Annotated in this window: 18 protein-coding genes and 1 pseudogene; 16 read left to right on the forward strand and 3 right to left on the reverse strand. The window is 43.7% G+C overall.

The genetic code is table 11. The features are described from left to right. Positions 1 to 15: 15 nt before the first annotated feature. Positions 16 to 1,263: a nucleotidyltransferase gene (locus CJU60_RS10740; RefSeq protein ID WP_095713788.1), complete on the reverse strand. Its 1,248-nt coding sequence runs from the start codon at positions 1,261 to 1,263 to the stop codon at positions 16 to 18. Beyond that, positions 1,260 to 1,443 (reverse strand): annotated as a pseudogene (locus tag CJU60_RS21655) (hypothetical protein). Before CJU60_RS21655 ends, CJU60_RS10740 begins: the two are co-directional and overlap by 4 nt. 27 nt (positions 1,444 to 1,470) lie before the next feature. On the opposite strand from CJU60_RS21655, the gene CJU60_RS10745 reads away from it, so the two are divergent. The 3 genes from CJU60_RS10745 (at position 1,471) to gerR (ending at position 2,915) form a co-directional block, all read left to right on the forward strand. Next, entirely contained in the window at positions 1,471 to 1,989 is a 519-nt protein-coding gene (locus CJU60_RS10745; protein ID WP_024121301.1) for a YceD family protein, read from the forward strand. Between the two features lie 21 nt (positions 1,990 to 2,010). Next, positions 2,011 to 2,190 (forward strand): 50S ribosomal protein L32, encoded by a 180-nt coding sequence (gene rpmF / locus CJU60_RS10750; RefSeq protein ID WP_003154457.1) that lies wholly within the window; start codon positions 2,011 to 2,013, stop codon positions 2,188 to 2,190. Positions 2,191 to 2,333: 143 nt separating this feature from the next. After that, positions 2,334 to 2,915: a sporulation-specific transcriptional regulator GerR gene (gene gerR, locus CJU60_RS10755; protein ID WP_024121302.1), complete on the forward strand. Its 582-nt coding sequence runs from the start codon at positions 2,334 to 2,336 to the stop codon at positions 2,913 to 2,915. Positions 2,916 to 2,968: 53 nt separating this feature from the next. Here the strand turns inward: gerR and CJU60_RS10760 are convergent, their stop codons facing one another. Further along, positions 2,969 to 3,451, reverse strand: coding sequence for an N-acetyltransferase (locus CJU60_RS10760; protein ID WP_024121303.1), 483 nt, complete (start codon positions 3,449 to 3,451; stop codon positions 2,969 to 2,971). Between the two features lie 160 nt (positions 3,452 to 3,611). On the opposite strand from CJU60_RS10760, the gene CJU60_RS10765 reads away from it, so the two are divergent. The 13 genes from CJU60_RS10765 to murB all read left to right on the forward strand — a co-directional run bounded on the left by CJU60_RS10765 (position 3,612) and on the right by murB (position 19,787). Further along, entirely contained in the window at positions 3,612 to 4,508 is an 897-nt protein-coding gene (locus CJU60_RS10765) for a 2-dehydropantoate 2-reductase (RefSeq protein WP_095713789.1), read from the forward strand. A 70-nt stretch (positions 4,509 to 4,578) separates the two neighbouring features. Further along, the gene (gene bshC, locus CJU60_RS10770; protein ID WP_095713790.1) at positions 4,579 to 6,198 is read left to right on the forward strand and encodes a bacillithiol biosynthesis cysteine-adding enzyme BshC; all 1,620 of its coding nucleotides are present in this window, start codon (positions 4,579 to 4,581) and stop codon (positions 6,196 to 6,198) included. A 125-nt stretch (positions 6,199 to 6,323) separates the two neighbouring features. Continuing rightward, positions 6,324 to 6,755 carry a division/cell wall cluster transcriptional repressor MraZ gene (gene mraZ / locus CJU60_RS10775; protein ID WP_003221402.1) on the forward strand — a complete coding sequence of 144 codons (432 nt, stop codon included), beginning with the start codon at positions 6,324 to 6,326 and terminating at the stop codon, positions 6,753 to 6,755. A 68-nt stretch (positions 6,756 to 6,823) separates the two neighbouring features. Next, a complete protein-coding gene (rsmH, locus tag CJU60_RS10780) occupies positions 6,824 to 7,759 on the forward strand; it encodes a 16S rRNA (cytosine(1402)-N(4))-methyltransferase RsmH (RefSeq protein WP_044155985.1) in 936 nt (311 codons plus the stop codon). Between the two features lie 39 nt (positions 7,760 to 7,798). Then, positions 7,799 to 8,152 (forward strand): cell division protein FtsL, encoded by a 354-nt coding sequence (gene ftsL / locus CJU60_RS10785; protein WP_003232200.1) that lies wholly within the window; start codon positions 7,799 to 7,801, stop codon positions 8,150 to 8,152. Positions 8,153 to 8,157: 5 nt separating this feature from the next. Continuing rightward, the gene (gene pbpB, locus CJU60_RS10790; RefSeq protein ID WP_483294928.1) at positions 8,158 to 10,302 is read left to right on the forward strand and encodes a penicillin-binding protein 2B; all 2,145 of its coding nucleotides are present in this window, start codon (positions 8,158 to 8,160) and stop codon (positions 10,300 to 10,302) included. Between the two features lie 125 nt (positions 10,303 to 10,427). Beyond that, positions 10,428 to 12,368, forward strand: coding sequence for a stage V sporulation protein D (locus CJU60_RS10795; protein WP_024121311.1), 1,941 nt, complete (start codon positions 10,428 to 10,430; stop codon positions 12,366 to 12,368). A 174-nt stretch (positions 12,369 to 12,542) separates the two neighbouring features. After that, entirely contained in the window at positions 12,543 to 14,027 is a 1,485-nt protein-coding gene (locus tag CJU60_RS10800; protein WP_024121312.1) for a UDP-N-acetylmuramoyl-L-alanyl-D-glutamate--2,6-diaminopimelate ligase, read from the forward strand. 111 nt (positions 14,028 to 14,138) lie between these two features. Continuing rightward, entirely contained in the window at positions 14,139 to 15,113 is a 975-nt protein-coding gene (gene mraY, locus CJU60_RS10805) for a phospho-N-acetylmuramoyl-pentapeptide-transferase (protein ID WP_024121314.1), read from the forward strand. Continuing rightward, the gene (gene murD, locus CJU60_RS10810; protein ID WP_024121315.1) at positions 15,114 to 16,469 is read left to right on the forward strand and encodes a UDP-N-acetylmuramoyl-L-alanine--D-glutamate ligase; all 1,356 of its coding nucleotides are present in this window, start codon (positions 15,114 to 15,116) and stop codon (positions 16,467 to 16,469) included. It abuts the gene before it with no gap. A 59-nt stretch (positions 16,470 to 16,528) separates the two neighbouring features. After that, complete coding sequence (gene spoVE / locus CJU60_RS10815; RefSeq protein WP_003221421.1) at positions 16,529 to 17,629, forward strand: stage V sporulation protein E; 1,101 nt, start codon at positions 16,529 to 16,531, stop codon at positions 17,627 to 17,629. A gap of 123 nt (positions 17,630 to 17,752) precedes the next feature. Next, complete coding sequence (gene murG, locus CJU60_RS10820) at positions 17,753 to 18,844, forward strand: undecaprenyldiphospho-muramoylpentapeptide beta-N-acetylglucosaminyltransferase (protein ID WP_095713792.1); 1,092 nt, start codon at positions 17,753 to 17,755, stop codon at positions 18,842 to 18,844. Between the two features lie 31 nt (positions 18,845 to 18,875). Continuing rightward, the gene (gene murB / locus CJU60_RS10825; protein ID WP_024121317.1) at positions 18,876 to 19,787 is read left to right on the forward strand and encodes a UDP-N-acetylmuramate dehydrogenase; all 912 of its coding nucleotides are present in this window, start codon (positions 18,876 to 18,878) and stop codon (positions 19,785 to 19,787) included. Positions 19,788 to 19,825: the final 38 nt, after the last annotated feature.

Genomic DNA, 19,825 nt, shown 5'->3' on the forward strand with positions numbered 1-19,825 from the left:
TATCCAGGTGCTTTTTTATATGCTCAAAAAACGGTGTTCATCCTCGTCATATCGTATTGGGGCATGTCCGTATTCTTGTAAATCAAACTCGGTTCTAAGGGGTTCTTCTATCGCAAGGCTGTAGATTCTGCTTGCTTTAATATCCAGATCGAGAGCAGGGTGGGAAAAGGAGGCCAGCTTGCTGACAAGCGGAACGGACAGCTCCTTTTTCTTTTCTGATAAAAAGGCCTGTCCTTTTTTCGTCATCCCAAGTAGTCTGATATAAGGCACCTCCTCGACATTGAGCAGACGGTGAATCTCCTGTTTTTTCGTTCTCGTTAAAATGTGTGTACTCATCCGCTGAAGCCTCGTCCACGTATATCGCTTTGTTTTCAGAAACTCCATAAATTCCTGATAGGAGCTGGCTTTTCTGATTGAACGGAGAATTCTGTTCTCCAGCCCTTCCTCAACCTCGTATATTTGCTGTAATTCTAAGGCTGTGAGAGTCGAAAGACTATATTTTAAGTAAGAAAAATAGCTTTCTGGTGTATGCCACAGCCCGAAAGACTTGCGGTAATCCGCTAATTCCCGTGCAGCTGCTGCGGGAAGAAACGTAACGCAGTCTTCAAAAGGCTTTTCAATCAGGGCTTTTCTGATGCTGGTCGCGCTGGCGATATGGCTGTCTTCATCAGGAAGGTCGGCATCATGATAATCCGAGGAGATTCTCGATGTCGTATAGGGTTTCATTTCATATCCGCCGGAAAGAATCGATTTCACATAATGGTACCCCAAAATATTGTTCGGCTTCGACATATCAAGTCCGTTTTCTGTATGTAAAATCGATTTGAAGGCGATAGCAGCAGCAGATGGATAACTGGCACCCTTTTTAAGCTCTTCTTTGATACATTGATCAAACGAATCTTTATGCTCATCCATTACCTTTGCGGTTTCTAAAAACGGCTCAATTTGTCCGTTCTCACTCCCGAAAAACAGTGCCTCGCATCCCAGTTTGTTCAAAGTGGAGACGCTGCCGTGTGCAAAAATCTCCGCTTTTTGCACCGCGTAAAGATAAGGCAGTTCGATTACGAGGTCGACTCCGCTTTGAAGCGCCATTTTTGTGCGGGCCCATTTGGATACAACAGCAGGCTCCCCGCGCTGCAGAAAATGTCCGCTCATCACCGCAACAGCTGTGTCACATCCGGTTTGCCGCTTGGCTGTTTGGGCATGATAAAGATGTCCGTTATGAAAGGGATTATACTCAACCACCAATCCGACAGCTTTCATATTTTTTCCGCCTTTCTTGCTATGTTTAAAAACGTATGGTACATTTGCAATTGAAAACTCTTACGTCTTTTTTGATTTAAGTGTATGCATAGTATATTCAGCTGTCAACGATGCTTGGCTGGCAGCATTATGCTGTAAAGAAAAAATATTGACAAAAACATTCTTAAAAGCTATAATCATGTTTGTTGCTTTCCTGAGGTGATACAAATGAAATGGACGATTTATCAGTTGCATCAAATGAAAAAACCGAGTTTTGAGTTTGATGAGACAGTTGAGTTACATGAGCTGACAAAGCTGAATTCTGACATTCGCCGCATTTCTCCTGTAAGGGTGAAAGGCAGAGCGGATATCAAATCTAAGCAGGTTTCGTTTGATTTTACGATCTCAGGCGAAATGATTTTGCCATGCTCAAGAACACTCGTTGATGTTCCGTATCCATTTACAATTTCGACAAAAGAACTGTTTATATTTCATCAGACGGATGATATAGAAGATGATGACGTTCACACTGTTGAGGACGATACTATCGACTTAACTCCGATCGTGAAAGAAGAAATTCTTTTAGAAATCCCTATGCAAATCTTTTGTGAATCTGAACAAGAAAAAGGAGCTGCTCCTCAAGAAGGAAAGGACTGGCAAGTCATTTCAGAGGAAGACAAGAAGAACAAAGTCGATCCGAGACTTGCAGCCCTTGAAAAGCTCTTAAAACAAGATGATGAATCTTAACTCTTTAAGGAGGTGGGAATAATGGCTGTACCTTTTAGAAGAACTTCTAAAATGAAAAAAAGATTGCGCCGTACACATTTCAAACTTAATGTACCTGGTATGACAGAATGTCCGTCATGCGGAGAGATGAAATTGTCTCACCGTGTATGCAAAGCATGCGGATCATACAACGGCAAAGACATAAATGTAAAAAGTAACTAATAAGAAAAGCGCAGGGTGAAAACCCTGCGCTTTTTCTTTTTTTCTTCCTGTCAGCTTGAGAAAATTTGTGAGTGCAAATAGTCTATCTAATCTATTACCGGCATATGTATGAGATAAATAAGCTGACATGGAGGGAGATTGATTTGACCATTACAAGACAAGATGCTTGGACACAGGATGAGGATTTGCTGCTGGCAGAAGTAGTGCTTCGTCATATTCGCGAGGGCGGAACACAGCTTTCTGCCTTTGAGGAGGTCGGAAGGGCACTGACCAGAACAGCCGCTGCCTGCGGATTCAGGTGGAACTCTTATGTGAGAAAGCAATACCAATCAGGCATAGAACTGGCAAAAAAACAGCGGAAAGAACTAAGGAAACAAATTGGGGTTCATTCCGTCAATATGCCGAATTCCGTCAAGCAGGCTGCCCCGGCAGCTTCAGAGGGGAAAAGAGATTTGTCCATTCAGGATGTGATTGAGTTTCTCGAACAGTTTAAAGAAGCGCCGTCCGCGCAAGAATTCCACGTTGAAAAGGAAAAAATGAAGGAGCAAATTCAGTCGCTGCAAAAAGAACTTGAGGATTTACGGAGTGAAAACCAAACATTGAGAAACCAGCTGGAGATGACAGAAGAGGACTACAAGGCACTGATCGATATTATGGATCGAGCCAGAAAAATGGTTGTTTCGAAAGAAGACGGGAGACTGAAAAAAACAGCTCAAGAAACGTAATGAACCCTCAAATGAACCGGCCCTAGAGTCATCAAAGGCCGGTTGTTTCATGTTTATGCTGATTCACCCGGTGTCATTTCACCATCCATATCCGGATGCCAGATGAGCGGGTTTTCCCCTTTGTCCCGCGCCATGTCATATTTGACTGGTTCAAAGTTCATTTTACTAAAAAACTCTGCTGATTTAATCCGAGAATTTGTTCGAATCGGCATTCTGAATGATTTGGCGAATTCAACCAATGCTGTACCGTAGCCCCTGTTTTGATAACCTGGAAGGACCTCAAGCTTCCAAAGCTCTAAGTAATCCTGATGTTGGTCGAAGTAAGGATTTGATTTGCCATTAACTTGATACAGACTCATTCGCGCTACCAGTTTATCCCCGAAATAAATCCCGTAAAAAGGCGAAGTGCTGTCATTTTCAATGATATTATCTTGAAGATCTTCAAGCATTGAGAGCTCTTGTATACCGTATTCTTTGAATTTCTTGAATTCTTCAAGCGTTTTATAGTTGACGAGCAGACGTTCTACCTTAATCAAATTAATCTCCCCCTTTGTTGTTCTCTACATATATTGTAAACGCTTTATTTAAAAAATCCAAATATTTAAACTTTAATTTAAGTGTTTTGAAATCTCTGTGAAGTATTTTTTTCATACTTCTGCTATGATAATACGTAAATGTTAAATTGGGTGTGACATCATGAAAATTGGAATTATCGGCGGGGGCTCCGTCGGTCTTTTATGTGCCTATTATTTATCTTTGGATCATGAGGTGACTGTTTTGACAAGGCGGGATGAACAGGCCGCAGCGATTCAATCGGAAGGGATTCAGCTTTATAAAGCCGGAAAAGCGTTCAATGCTCATTGCAGCGCGGGCACAGCTATTGATTCATGTTTTGACCTTCTTGTCGTGACAGTGAAACAGCATCAGCTTCAGACTGTTTTCCCGATGCTTGAACGAATCAAAAAAACAAATATTTTATTTTTGCAAAACGGTATGGGCCATATACACGGCCTTAAAGACTGGGGTGCTGACCATTCCGTTTATGTTGGGGTTGTTGAGCACGGAGCTGTAAGGAAATCGGATACAGCCGTTGAACATACAGGCATTGGTGCGATAAAATGGAGCGCGTTCAAGCAAGCTGAAACAGATCTCCTGAACGCGGTGCTTCAGCATAACCATTCCGAATTCCCAATTCGCTATGAGATGGATTGGTATCGCCTGCTGACGGGCAAGCTGATCGTAAACGCCTGCATCAATCCGTTAACTGCGCTGCTGCGTGTGAAAAATGGAGAGCTGTTGACTGTGCCTGCTTATTTTTCTTATATGAAGCTCGTTTTTCAAGAGGCGTGCAGCATTTTGCGGCTGGAAGATGAAGAGGCGGCCTGGGAGCGTGTACGTGCAGTTTGTGAGCAAACGAAAGACAATCGCTCTTCCATGCTGGTCGATGTGGCCGCCGGACGGCAGACGGAGGCTGACGCCATCCTCGGATATTTGCTGAAAGAAGCACAGCTTCAAGGCCGCGACGCTGTTCACCTTGCGTTTTTACATGGCAGCATCAAAGCTTTGGAGCGAAACCCAAACAAAGTCTTTTGAGCTTTTCTGGTAACATGCTATACTCATTTCGGATAACTAACTATTTATTGGAGAAAGGAAGTTCTAGAAGATGCAGCTAACTGAACTTTCCATCAAAAATCAGAATGTGTTTGTACAGCACTATATAGATGGTAAAGAAGAAATGTCTTCTTTTTTTGATTACAGCATTCATCATAAGGATATGTGGCAAGAAAGACTGAAAGATTTATCCTCGCGGGTTTTCGCAAGAGAGGAATTGACAGCCTATTTATCCTCTTATCACAACAAATTCGGCTCAAGTGCCATGCAGCATTCTATTGAGAAGCTGAAGGATCCGTCAAGTGTTGCTGTTGTCGGCGGACAGCAGGCAGGGCTTTTAACAGGACCGCTTTACACCATACATAAAATCATCTCAATTATTGTTTTAGCAAAGGAAAAGGAAGAACAGCTGCAAGTGCCTGTTGTACCGATCTTTTGGGTTGCCGGAGAAGACCATGATTTGGATGAAATTAATTTTGTCCACACGTCAGAAGAAAGCGGTCCGGTGAAAAAAAAGCTACCGCAGTCTTACTGGAAAAAGTCATCTGCCGCCAACACACCGCTTGACCAAGACAAATGCGCCGCATGGATAGACGATGTGTTTGCGGCTTTTGAAGAAACAGACCATACGAACACACTTCTAGAACATGTGAAACGATGTTTAAGGGAATCTGTTACGTTTACTGATTTCTTTGAACAGCTGATTGCGGATCTGTTTCAAGAGGAAGGCTTAGTATTGTTAAATTCCGGAGACCCGGGAATTAAAAAGCTGGAAACCGCCATGTTCCAAAAGATCCTCCGTGACAATGATGAACTTGCACACGCTGTTTCTAAACAGCAGGACTTCATGCGCGGAGCGGGCTACAAGCCGATTATCGAGTCTGGAAAAGAGCAGGCAAATCTGTTTTATGAATATGAAGAGGAACGCTTTTTAATTGAGAAGGACAACGGCCGCTTTGTGATTAAGGAGCTTGATCTGGCATGGTCGATGGATGAACTTTATACGCATATGGAAGAACATCCTGAACGCTTCAGCAATAATGTTGTAACGAGACCGTTAATGCAGGAATTTTTGATTCCTACCTTGGCATTTATCGCGGGCCCCGGTGAAATCAACTATTGGGGTGAGCTCAAACAGGCTTTTGCAGTGATGGGCTTTAAAATGCCTCCTGTTATGCCGAGGCTGAACATCACGATAGTCGAGCGCCATATTGAGAAAAAACTGGTTGAACGAAAGATATCATTACAAGAGGCGATAGAAGGCGGGACGGAAAACCAAAAAGAAAAATACTTTGAACACCAGATTCCGGAAGAGTTTACCGCGGTGATTGAGCAAGCAAAAAACCAGATTGAAGCAATTCATAAAACCGTCCGGCAGGAGGCGCTTAAGGTTGATCAGAGCATGGAGCCTTTGCTCCTGAAGAACGCGGCGTTTATTCAGGACCAGCTTCAGTTTTTAGAGCGTACAGTGACAAAACGAATTGAAGAAAAAGAAGGCTATGTCTTAAGGGATTATGAGAGAATCCAAAATAGCATTAAACCGCTGCTCGCACCGCAAGAGCGAATTTGGAATATCATGTATTATTTAAACAGGTACGGTCCAAAATTCTTCACATCATTCAAGAATCTGCCATTTTCTTTTCAAAATCAACATCAAGTTGTCAAACTTTGAAATAAAGTTTTAAAGAACCCTGAATAGTTCAGGGTTTTTTTTTATGTATAAACAGTGTAAAATGAAGTTGTGGAGAGAAGTGGTGGATAGTGGTGAGTTAAGGAGAGAAAGTGGGGCAAAAGATCATGTTTATGGGTGAATACCAGCATACAATCGATGCGAAAGGCCGCATGATCGTACCCGCTAAATTCAGAGAAGGCCTCGGTGAGCAGTTTGTGCTGACAAGAGGACTTGATCAATGTCTCTTCGGCTACCCTATGCACGAGTGGAAACAGATTGAAGAGAAATTAAAAGCTCTTCCTCTCACAAAAAAAGATGCCCGCGCATTTACCCGTTTTTTCTTTTCAGGTGCGACAGAATGCGAACTGGACAAGCAGGGCAGGGTGAATATCGCATCATCTCTATTGAATTACGCAAAACTGGAAAAAGAATGTGTTGTTATCGGGGTTTCGAATCGAATTGAATTGTGGAGTAAAGTAATTTGGGAACAATACACAGAAGAGCAAGAAGATTCATTCGCTGAAATTGCTGAAAACATGATTGGGTTTGATATATAATGAATCTTCGTGTATAACACTCTAAAAACAATTTAAATTCATCCTGATAAAAGGTGGGACCAACACAAATGTTTCAACACAAGACAGTACTTCTTCGTGAAACCGTTGACGGCCTAAATATTAAACCGGACGGTACATATGTAGACTGCACACTCGGCGGAGCTGGGCACAGTACATATTTATTACAGCAGTTATCAGAGAAAGGGCGTTTAATCGCTTTTGACCAAGATGACACGGCATTACAGCATGCAGAAGAAGCGTTGTCCGATTATCAAGGACAGCTTATTCTGATTAAAAGCAACTTTAGGTATTTAAAAGAATGTTTACATGAACACGGCATTACTGAAGTAGACGGTATTTTATTTGATTTAGGGGTGTCTTCCCCGCAGCTGGATACACCGGAAAGAGGATTCAGTTACCATCATGACGCACCTTTGGACATGAGGATGGACCAGTCGGCCACGCTTACGGCGAAAGAGGTCGTAAATGAGTGGCGCTATGAGGATCTTGTCCGTATTTTCTTTAAATACGGTGAAGAGAAGTTCAGCAAACAGATCGCCAGAAAAATTGAGGAGGCAAGAAGCAAATCTCCTATTCAAACTACGGGCCAACTGGTCGATCTAATAAAAGACGCGATTCCCGCTCCGGCCAGAAGGAGCGGAGGACATCCCGCAAAACGCGTGTTTCAGGCAATCAGAATTGCTGTGAACGATGAACTGAAGGTTTTTGAAGAGGCTTTGGAGCAAGCGATTGACGTGTTAAAGCCGGGGGGCAGGGTATCAGTGATTACCTTCCACTCACTTGAGGACAGAATTTGTAAATCTACGTTTAAAGAGAAGTCGTCACTTCCGGAACTTCCTCCGGGTCTTCCTGTTATACCGGAAGAGTTTGAACCGGAGCTCAAGCTTATCACAAGAAAACCGATCACGGCATCTGAAGAAGAGTTGGCAGAAAACAATCGTGCTCGTTCTGCGAAGCTTCGAATTGCTGAAAAAAGAAAATAACAATACGCGAACGCAAACTTAAAAGGAGGTCATCAGCCTATGAGCAATTTAGCTTATCAACCAGAGAAACAGCAACGGCATGCGATCAGTCCTGAGAAAAAAGTGATTGTCAAGAAAAGGGCTTCCATTACACTCGGAGAAAAGGTGCTTCTCGTCCTCTTCGCTGCGGCAGTGCTGAGCGTATCGCTTTTGATCGTATCGAAGGCATATGCGGCTTACCAAACAAATATAGAGGTGCAAAAGCTTGAGGAGCAAATTTCTTCCGAAAACAAGCAGATTGGTGACCTCGAAAAAAGCGTTGCTGATTTAAGCAAGCCGCAGCGCATTATGGATATTGCGAAAAAGAACGGCTTGAATTTAAAAGATAAAAAAGTGAAAAACATACAGGAATGATTCAAATGCCAAAAAAGAATAAATTTATTAACAGAGGAGCGGCGATTCTAAGTATTTGTTTCGCTCTCTTTTTCTTTGTCATCCTTGGGAGAATGGCATATATTCAAATAACCGGAAAAGCCGACGGTGAAGTGCTTGCGACAAAAGCGACAGAGCAGCATGAAAAGAAACGGACAATCGAAGCGAGCCGGGGCTCTATTTTAGACCGAAATGGAAAAGTGATTGCTGAGGATACAGCTACGTATAAGTTGATCGCTGTTCTTGATGAAAAAATGACAACTGACAAAAAGCATCCGCAGCATGTCCAGAACAAGGAAAAAACAGCGGAAGAACTGTCTACAGTGATAGATTTGGACAAGGCTGAAATCCTTGATATCTTAAATAAGAAGGGTGCAAAACAAGTTGAGTTCGGGTCAGTAGGCCGGGATATTACCTATTCCCAAAAACAGAAAATCGAAAAGCTGAAACTTCCGGGAATTTCATTTTTGCGCGATACAAAGCGGTACTATCCGAACGGCATATTTGCGTCCAACTTAATCGGCTATGCCGAGGTTGACCAAAAAACAAATGAAATTACGGGCGCGATGGGCTTAGAAAAAGTGCTGGATCAGTATTTGAAGGAGCGGGACGGATACGTAACATATGAAAGTGACAAATCCGGCTGGGAGCTCCCGAACAGCAAAAATAAAATTACAGCGCCAAAAAATGGTGACAATGTATATTTAACCATTGATCAGAAAATTCAAACCTTTTTAGAAGACAGTATGACAAAAGTGGCGGAAAAGTATAAACCGAAAAAAGTCATGGCCGCAGTTGTTGATCCGAAAACGGGCAAAGTGTTAGCAATGGGTCAGCGTCCAAGTTTTGACCCGAATACGCGTGATGTGACGAATTACTATAACGATTTGATTTCATATGCGTATGAGCCCGGGTCAACGATGAAGATTTTCACACTCGCTGCTGCCATACAGGAGAATGTGTATAACGGCAATGAAAAGTACAAGTCCGGAACATATAAAGTTGGCGGAGAACCTGTAAAAGACCATAATGATGGTGTAGGCTGGGGGCCAACAACGTATCATGACGGTGTTGTAAGGTCTTCAAATGTTGCTTTTGCCAAACTGGCTAATGAAAAATTGGGCTATTCCCGGTTTAATGAGTATCTTCATAAGTTCAATTTCTATCAAAAAACAGGTATTGACTTGCCGGGTGAAGTATCAAGTAAAATCAATTTTAAATATGAATTTGACAAAGCATCGACTGCATATGGCCAAGCCTCTGCTGTTACACCAATTCAACAGCTGCAGGCTGCAACTGCAATAGCAAATGACGGTAAAATGATGAAACCCTATGTCATAGACCATATTGTTGATCCTGACAAGAAAAAAACCATTTATCAAAATAAACCTCAGTCCGCCGGTACCCCAATTTCTGCGGATACCGCTAAAAAGGTTCGTAATATTTTAGGTGATGTCGTTACATCTGATATCGGTACTGGACAGCCATATAAAATTGAAGGTTTTGATGTGGCTGTTAAAACCGGAACAGCGCAAATTGCCGGACAGAACGGTTATCTATCTGGACGCGATAATTACGTATTTTCCGTAATGGGAATGGCGCCTAAAGATGATCCTGAGCTGCTGATCTATGTTGCAGTGCAGCAGCCGCAATTAGAAAATGATGAAACAGGTTCTAATCCAGTATCTGAAATCTTCAACCCAACAATGAAAAACAGCCTGCACTACCTGAACATTGAACCGACTGAAACGTCTGATTCAAATAAGGAAGAAACGAAAGCGCAGGCGATGCCTGACTTAACAGATCAAACTGTAACAGGTGCTCAAAAGAAAGCGAAAGACGAAAACCTCACACCGATTGTGATCGGAAGTGATATTGCAGTAAAAGAGCAATATCCAAAAGCGGGTGAGGAAGTTTTGACCAATCAGAAGGTCTTCCTGAAAACGGGGGGCAAAATCAAGATGCCTGATATGACAGGCTGGTCGAGAAGAGAGGTTCTTCAATACGGCGATTTGGCAGGAATTCATATTGAAGTGAGCGGACAAGGTTACGCTGTGAGCCAAAGCGTTAAGAAGGACAAAGAAATAAAAGACGGAACCGTGATCAAGGTGAAGTTTAAGAATCCTGATTAAATAGAAAGAAAGCTTACCCCGTCGGGTGAGCTTTCTTTTTTTATATCTCCAAAGAGGAGCGCCGTTCTACCTGTCCACACGCAGGCATAAAATGAAACAAGCCTAAATAAGGAGTGAACGGTGCCTTGCGCGTCTCGAATGTAACGGTTAGAAAACGTTTATTATTTGTTTTGCTTTTTGGAGTGATCGTATTTCTGATCATTGATACAAGGCTGGGGTATGTTCAGTTTGTCATGGGAGAGAAACTGACTTCTCTGGCGAAGGATTCTTGGAGCCGGAACCTGCCGTTTGAGCCGGAACGGGGAGAGATCCTTGATCGGAACGGCGTTAAGCTTGCCACAAATAAAAGTGCACCGACCGTATTTGTCGTGCCGCGCCAAGTCCAGAATCCGCTGAAAACGAGCAAACAGCTGGCTGCGGTGTTAAATATGTCTGAAGAAAAAGTATATAAGCACGTCACGAAAAAAGCATCGATAGAAAAGATTACGCCAGAAGGGAGAAAAATTTCAAATGAGAAGGCAAAAGAAATCAAAGCGCTCGATTTAAAAGGGGTGTATGTAGCGGAGGATAGTATCCGCCATTATCCGTTCGGCAGCTTTTTATCTCATGTGCTTGGGTTTGCCGGTATTGATAACCAAGGACTTCTTGGGCTTGAAGCCTATTATGATGATGATTTAAAAGGAGAAAAAGGCTCTGTTAAGTTTTATACAGATGCCAAAGGGAAGAAAATGCCCGATGAAGCGGATGACTACACGCCTCCTAAGGATGGACTCGATATGAAGCTGACTGTGGATTCGAAGGTGCAAACCATAATGGAACGAGAGCTTGATAATGCTGAAGCTAAATATCATCCAGACGGTATGATTGCAGTCGCAATGAATCCGAAAAACGGAGAAATACTTGGAATGGCAAGCAGACCTGACTTTGATCCGGCTGATTACCAATCTGTTGACCCGTCCGTTTACAATCGGAATCTCCCTGTATGGAGCACATACGAGCCGGGTTCTACCTTTAAGATTATTACACTTGCGGCGGCTCTGGAGGAGCAGAAAGTCAACCTGAAACGTGACCAATTTTATGATAAAGGGCATGCAGAAGTAGACGGAGCAAGACTGCGCTGTTGGAAAAGGGGCGGCCACGGGCTGCAAACGTACCTTGAAGTTGTGCAAAACTCCTGTAACCCCGGCTTCGTTGAATTGGGCGAGAGATTGGGCAAAGAAAAGCTATTCAAATATATAAAAGGCTTTGGATTTGGCCAAAAAACCGGGATTGACCTGCAGGGGGAAGGAACAGGGATTTTATTTCCGCTTGACAGAGTAGGCCCGGTTGAGCAAGCGACAACCGCCTTCGGACAGGGAGTATCCGTCACGCCGATTCAGCAGGTTGCAGCCGTTTCTGCCGCTGTTAACGGCGGCACGCTCTACACACCTTATATAGCAAAAGAGTGGCTTGATCCGGTAACCAAAAAAACTGTCAAAAAACAATCGCCAATCGCCAAGAAACAAGTCATTTCTAAGGAAACATCAAAACAAATCCGCTATGCTTTAGAAAGCGTCGTTGCAGAAGGCACCGGACGCAATGCGTTTGTCGAAGGCTATCGTGTCGGCGGAAAAACAGGAACAGCACAAAAGGTTAAAGATGGAAAATACCTCGAAAACAACCACATTGTATCATTTATCGGTTTCGCTCCGGCTGACGACCCGAGTCTTGTCGTCTATGTCGCGGTGGATAACCCGAAAGGCACGATTCAGTTTGGCGGAACCGTTGCAGCGCCTATTGTGGGAAGTATTATGAGAGACAGCCTGCCGGAGCTTGGTGTTAAGCCTAGGAAAAATCAAATCGAAAAAAAATACCAATGGAACGACACAAAAACAATAGAAGTTCCGAATGTTGTAGGGATGTCTGTCTCAGATCTTGAGTCACTCTTGGTGAATCTGAATATAGATGCTTCCGGAAAAGGAAGCAAAATCGTCAAACAATCACCAGCTGCAGGAACAAAAGTAAAAGAGGGCTCTAAGATACGTGTTTATTTGACTGAAGAAGATGAAAAGGAGGCAGCCGATTGATTCGGGCTGCCTATTATTTTATTGCAGAAAAATGCTGATATCTTTCAAGATTAGCTGGATGTATCCTTTTTTTTACGCTAAAATATGAACTGTATGCTTAAAAGTCATTATCACATTATTTGATGTGACTTCAATGATAAAAAGAACGAATAGAATGTTGAGAGGTTTGATACGATGAAACTTACAAAGCTGCTTACATACTTAACAACCGAACCTTCTGTAAATGACTCACAAGACCCTGAAATAACTTCAATTGAGATGGACTCCAGGGAAGTAAAGAAAGGGAGTCTTTTTGTATGTGTAAAAGGGTATACGGTAGATGGCCATGATTTTGCGCAAAAAGCAGTTGAAAACGGCGCAGCGGCTATTGTGGCTGAAAAGGAGCTCGATGTGGATGTGCCTGTCATCATTGTCCGGCAGTCACTGCGGGCGCTCAGCGTTTTGTCTGATGCGTTTTACGGACAGCCGACAAAGAAACTGCAGCTGATCGGAATAACGGGCACAAACGGAAAAACATCAACGACCCATATGGTTGATGAGATTCTCAAAAAAGCGGGGAAACGAACAGGCTTAATCGGCACGATGTACATTAAAATCGATGACGAAACACTTCCTGTTAAAAACACGACACCGGAAAGCGTCACGTTGCAGCAAACATTTAAAAAAATGAATGACAAGCATGTCGACACGGCCATCATGGAGGTTTCTTCTCACGCTTTGTCACTGGGACGGGTTCACGGCTGTGATTATGACATTGCCGTGTTTACGAACTTAACACAGGATCACCTTGACTATCACAAAACGATGGATGAGTACCGACAGGCAAAAAGCCTGCTGTTTTCTCAGCTTGGCGGGGCATTCAACCATGAAAATCCCAAACGGGCTGTTTTAAACGCGGATGATGAGGCAAGCGCTTATTTTGAAAAGGTCACTGCGGCACATATTTCTACATATGGAATTAAAAACAATGCTGATGTAATGGCGAAAGATATCAAAACTACTGCACAGGGCACAAGTTTTGAACTGGTGACGAACAAAGGCACTAAGCACATCACGATGTCGCTCGTTGGACAGTTTAACGTGTATAACGTGCTCGCGGCTGTTACGACATGTATTGCGGCAGGCATTCCGTTTGAAACCATTACAGAAGCTGTGGAAGAATTGCATGGCGTAAGAGGCCGTTTTGAACTGGTTAATCAGCAGCAGGAGTTTCCGGTTATTGTTGATTACGCGCATACGCCGGACAGCCTTGAAAACGTGCTGAAGACATGCAGAGACATGGCGGAAGGAAAGCTTTTTGTTGTTGTCGGCTGCGGCGGAGACAGAGATAAGACGAAACGCCCGAAAATGGCGAAAATCGCTGTTGAGCTGGCTGACGAACCGATTTTCACTTCAGATAATCCAAGAAGCGAAGATCCGCGTGCCATTTTAAGAGATATGGAAGCAGGGGTAGAGAACGAATACTACCACAGCATTGCAAATCGCGAGCAGGCGATCTTCTTTGCCATTGCCAACGCCAAAAAAGGCGACGTTGTCCTCATTGCCGGGAAAGGCCATGAAACCTATCAGCAGATTGGGAACGAAACCTTTGACTTTGACGATGCTGAAGTGGCAGCAAGAGCGATTGTCGAACTGAATAAAAATAAGACGAATTCATAGGAAAGAGATGTTATTGAATGATGGAGCTTGAAAAGATTTTTCATATGGAAAAAAATCATGAATATGATAACTACGTATGTCGTTTGAAAGAAACAGGAGGAGAAAAGGACAATGCTTGAGCAAGTCATTCTGTTTACAATTTTAATGGGTTTTTTAATCAGTGTTCTGCTCTCTCCGATTCTTATTCCGTTTTTAAGAAGATTAAAATTCGGCCAGAGTATTAGAGAAGAAGGACCGAAATCACACCAGAAAAAATCAGGGACACCGACAATGGGCGGAGTCATGATCATACTGTCTATCATTGTGACAACTATTGTGATGACACAGAAGTTTTCAGAAATAAGTCCGGAAATGTTCCTGCTGCTGTTTGTCACGATCGGTTACGGTTTACTCGGCTTTTTGGATGATTACATCAAAGTCGTAATGAAACGAAATCTCGGTCTGACGTCAAAGCAAAAACTGATCGGACAAATTATCATCGCAATTGTGTTTTATGCGGTGTATCATTACTACAATTTTGCGACGGATATCCGCATTCCTGGGACTGATCTGTCATTTGATCTTGGATGGGCTTACTTTATCCTTGTGCTATTTATGCTTGTCGGCGGATCAAACGCCGTCAACCTGACTGACGGTCTTGACGGTTTATTATCAGGGACGGCAGCTATTGCTTTTGGCGCCTTTGCCATCCTGGCTTGGAATCAATCCCAATATGATGTTGCTATTTTCTCAGTCGCGGTTGTCGGAGCGGTGCTGGGCTTCCTGGTATTCAATGCGCATCCAGCCAAAGTGTTTATGGGAGATACAGGATCACTTGCATTGGGAGGAGCAATCGTCACCATTGCCATTTTAACGAAATTAGAAATCCTGCTGGTCATTATCGGCGGTGTATTCGTCATTGAGACATTATCCGTTATTCTGCAGGTCATCAGCTTTAAAACGACAGGTAAACGAATCTTTAAAATGAGTCCGCTTCACCACCATTATGAGCTTGTCGGGTGGTCTGAATGGAGAGTTGTTGTAACATTTTGGGCTGCGGGACTTTTGCTTGCCGTATTAGGAATTTACATCGAGGTGTGGTTATAAGTGGAAAACGATCTATTTTTGCAAAATCAGCATTTTTTAGTCCTTGGGCTCGCGAAAAGCGGGTTTGCGGCGGCGTCTATTCTTCATGAAAAAGGTGTTTATGTTACAGTCAACGACCAAAAGCCTTTTGATGAGAACGAACCAGCCCAGAAACTTTCTGAAAAAGGGGTCGAAGTTGTCTGCGGAGAGCACCCTGTTTCTCTGTTCGATCAGCATCAGATTACTGTACTGATCAAAAACCCGGGAATTCCATATGAAAATATTATGGTTCAGGAAGCAGAAAAAAGAGGCATCCCGATTTGGACAGAAATTGAGCTTGCCTACCATCTGACTAATGCCAAATTTATCGGGATTACCGGATCGAATGGAAAAACGACAACGACAACGCTGATTTATGAAATGCTGAAGGCAGACTCTCAAAAGGCGCTGATCGCCGGAAACATCGGTACAGTCGCAAGTGAGGTTGCCTATCACGCTGATGGAGATGAATGGATCGTAACGGAACTTTCGTCATTTCAGCTGATGGGAACGCACGACTTCAGGCCTGAAATCAGCCTGATTTTAAACGTGTTTGATGCCCATCTGGATTATCATCATACGAGAGAAAACTATGAAAAAGCGAAACAGAAAGTGTATCTGCATCAGAAAGCTTCAGATAAAGCAATTGTCAATCAGGATGATGAAACAGTCGTCCGCCTGGCTGAAGCCGGAGAAGCCGGAATTGTTCCTTTTTCAGTACACAAACAGCTTGAACACGGCGCTTATGTAAAAGACGGCATGATTATGTACAGCGGCGAAGCTATTCTTCCTCTGGAAGAGGTTGTGCTGCCAGGTGCGCATAATCTGGAGAACATTTTAGCTGCGATTGCGGCAGTGAAAACGGCTGGAGCGTCCAACGAGGCCATCAAAAAAGTGCTGACAAGCTTTACCGGCGTCAAGCACCGTCTCCAGTATGTCACAACGGTGAAGAACCGTAAGTTTTATAATGACAGCAAAGCAACAAACGTTTTGGCGACAAGCAAGGCGCTTTCGGCTTTTGAAAAACCTGTCATCCTGCTTGCAGGCGGACTGGATCGCGGAAACGGCTTTGACGACTTAAAGCCTTATATGAAGCATGTCAAAGCGGTGCTTACATTCGGACAGACAGCACCGAAACTCGAACAGCTCGGAAATGAGCTGGGAATACAACATGTCAAACGTGTCGATAATGTTGAACAAGCAGTATCTGCGGCGTTTGCGCTCTCAAATGAAGGAGATGTCATTCTGCTTTCACCTGCGTGTGCGAGCTGGGATCAATTCAAAACATTTGAAGAACGCGGTGACATGTTTATAGACGCCGTGCATATGCTTAAGTAAGGGCTTGTCTTGGAGAAATCGGCAGCCCTAATGACTTTAAGCTTGGGGTGTCGATTGATTTGACTACTAAAAAAACATCGCCTGATTTGTTATTGGTCATCATTACGTTATTATTATTAACAATTGGATTAATTATGGTGTACAGTGCGAGTGCGGTATGGGCGGATTATAAATTTGACGACTCATTCTTTTTCGCGAAACGGCAGCTGCTGTTTGCGGGCATCGGAGTTATTGCCATGTTCTTTATTATGAATGTTGATTATTGGACATGGCGGACATGGTCTAAATTGCTGATGGTTATCTGTTTTTTCTTGCTGGTGCTTGTTTTAATACCAGGCGTAGGCATGGTGCGGAACGGCTCAAGAAGCTGGATCGGAGTCGGCGCATTCAGCATACAGCCTTCAGAGTTTATGAAGCTTGCGATGATAGCATTCCTTGCTAAATTTCTCTCTGAAAAGCAAAAAAACATTACATCATTCAGACGTGGATTTGTCCCGGCGCTCGGCATCGTGTTTTCCGCATTTTTGATTATTATGTGCCAGCCTGACCTCGGAACAGGAACGGTAATGGTCGGTACTTGTATTGTCATGATTTTTGTAGCCGGTGCGCGAATCGCCCATTTCGTCTTTCTCGGGCTGATCGGCCTGAGCGGATTTGTCGGGCTGGTACTGTCGGCTCCATACCGGATTAAACGGATTACCTCTTACTTAAATCCGTGGGAAGATCCGCTTGGCAGCGGCTTTCAAATCATTCAATCGCTTTATGCGGTAGGGCCTGGCGGATTGTTCGGAATGGGGCTTGGCCAAAGCAGACAGAAATTCTTTTATCTGCCCGAACCGCAAACGGACTTTATTTTCGCCATCTTGTCAGAGGAGCTTGGGTTTATCGGCGGGTCGCTTATTTTACTTCTGTTCAGCGTGCTGCTGTGGAGAGGAATCAGGATCGCGCTCGGTGCACCAGATCTATATGGCAGCTTTGTCGCTGTGGGGATTATTTCAATGATCGCGATCCAAGTTATGATCAATATCGGCGTTGTGACGGGCCTTATTCCGGTAACTGGCATCACGCTGCCGTTTCTAAGCTACGGAGGTTCATCGTTGACCCTGATGCTGATGGCTGTCGGCGTGCTGCTGAACGTGAGCCGGTACTCGAGGTATTAATGAATTTTATTAGTAAAGCGATCCTATGAAACAGGAAGCTGGGAAACAATTGAAGCGATAACCCTGTCCATAAAAACAGGGTTATCGTTATGTTATAGAGAAACTGAGACTGGGGGAAGAGTTATGCGAATTGCAATAAGCGGAGGCGGCACAGGGGGACACATTTATCCTGCGCTTGCCTTTATCAAAGAGGTGCAGCGCCGCCATCCTGATACGGAATTTTTATATATCGGAACAGAAAACGGATTAGAGAAAAAAATTGTAGAACGGGAAAATATACCGTTTCGTTCCATTGAAATTACAGGTTTTAAAAGAAAGCTTTCATTTGAAAACGTAAAAACGGTGATGCGTTTTCTAAAGGGCGTTAAAAAAAGCAAATCGTATTTAGCGGAATTTAAGCCGGATGCCGTGATTGGAACCGGCGGTTATGTGTGCGGACCGGTTGTATACGCTGCTGCAAAAATGGGGATTCCGAGTATCGTTCATGAACAAAACAGCCTGCCGGGCATCACCAATAAGTTTCTTTCAAAATATGTTAATAAAGTAGCAATATGTTTTGAGGAAGCAAAATCACATTTTCCAAGTGAGAAAGTTGTATTTACGGGAAACCCGAGAGCCTCTGAGGTCGTCTCAATAAAGACGGGCCGCTCAATGGCTGAATTCGGACTCTCTGAAGAGAAAAAAACCGTATTAATCTTCGGCGGAAGCAGAGGCGCCGCACCGATTAACCGAGCGGTCATTGATATGCAGGATGCGCTGAAAACAAGAGCGTATCAAGTACTGTATATTACGGGCGAGGTTCACTATGAGAAAGTAATGACTGAGCTGAAAAACAAGGGTGCAGCTGACAATATGGTCACAAAACCGTTTCTCCATCAGATGCCAGAATATTTAAAGGCAATTGATGTGATTGTAGCAAGAGCGGGTGCGACGACCATTGCGGAAATTACGGCACTAGGAATCCCAAGTGTGCTGATTCCAAGTCCGTACGTAACGGCGAATCACCAGGAGGTCAATGCGCGATCTCTCGGTCAGCATGATGCTGCGATTGTGTTGAAAGAAACAGAACTCAGCGGGGAAAAGCTGATTGAAGCGCTTGACCGGATTGTGCTTGATGAACAAACATTAAAGGATATGAGCGAACGGACAAAGTCACTCGGTGTTCCTGATGCGGCTGCCCGTTTATACAGCGTACTCGAAGATTTGAAAAAATAATAGAAAAGCAAATGGAATGCGGAGGTTTACGATGGAGAAAGTGATACAAGAATTAAAAGAACGCGAAGTCGGCAAGGTGCTTGCAAATGAACCGCTCGCAAATCATACAACAATGAAAATCGGCGGTCCTGCGGATGTATTGGTCATTCCAAGCAGTGTAGATGCTGTCAAGGACATCATGGATGTTGTGAAAAAATATGAAGTAAAGTGGACAGTCATCGGCCGCGGGTCAAACCTTCTTGTATTAGATGAAGGAATCAGAGGCGTGGTCATCAAGCTGGGCGCGGGTCTTGACCACTTGGAGCTTGACGGGGAACAAGTCACTGTCGGTGGCGGTTATTCAGTCGTGCGTCTTGCTACATCGTTGAGCAAAAAAGGCTTGTCGGGATTAGAATTCGCTGCCGGAATTCCGGGATCCGTCGGAGGAGCTGTTTATATGAATGCAGGCGCTCACGGGTCTGATATGAGTAAGATCCTTGTCAAAGCGCATATTTTATTTGAAGACGGCACGATCGAGTGGCTGACAAATGAGGAGATGGAATTCACCTACAGAACGTCCGTATTGCAAAAGAAACGTCCTGGTGTTTGTCTTGAAGCCGTTCTGCAGCTTGAACAAAAAGATAAAGAATCAATCGTTCAGCAAATGCAAAGCAATAAAGACTACAGAAAGAATACACAGCCGTATTCAAGCCCTTGTGCAGGAAGCATATTCAGAAACCCGCTTCCAAACCATGCCGGCAATCTAGTGGAAAAAGCAGGCTTAAAAGGATATCAAATCGGCGGTGCGAAAATATCGGAAATGCACGGGAACTTTATCGTCAATGCGGGCGGAGCATCAGCAAAAGATGTGCTTGATCTGATCGACCATGTGAAAAAGACGATCCGTGAAAAATACGAGATTGAGATGCACACAGAGGTTGAAATCATCGGTGAAAATCGCTGATTCAAGTTCTGAACTGAAGCTGTTCATATGATATACTG

Origin of the sequence: Bacillus sp. 7705b (assembly GCF_002289525.1) — a bacterium.
Lineage (GTDB): Bacteria > Bacillota > Bacilli > Bacillales > Bacillaceae > Bacillus > Bacillus halotolerans.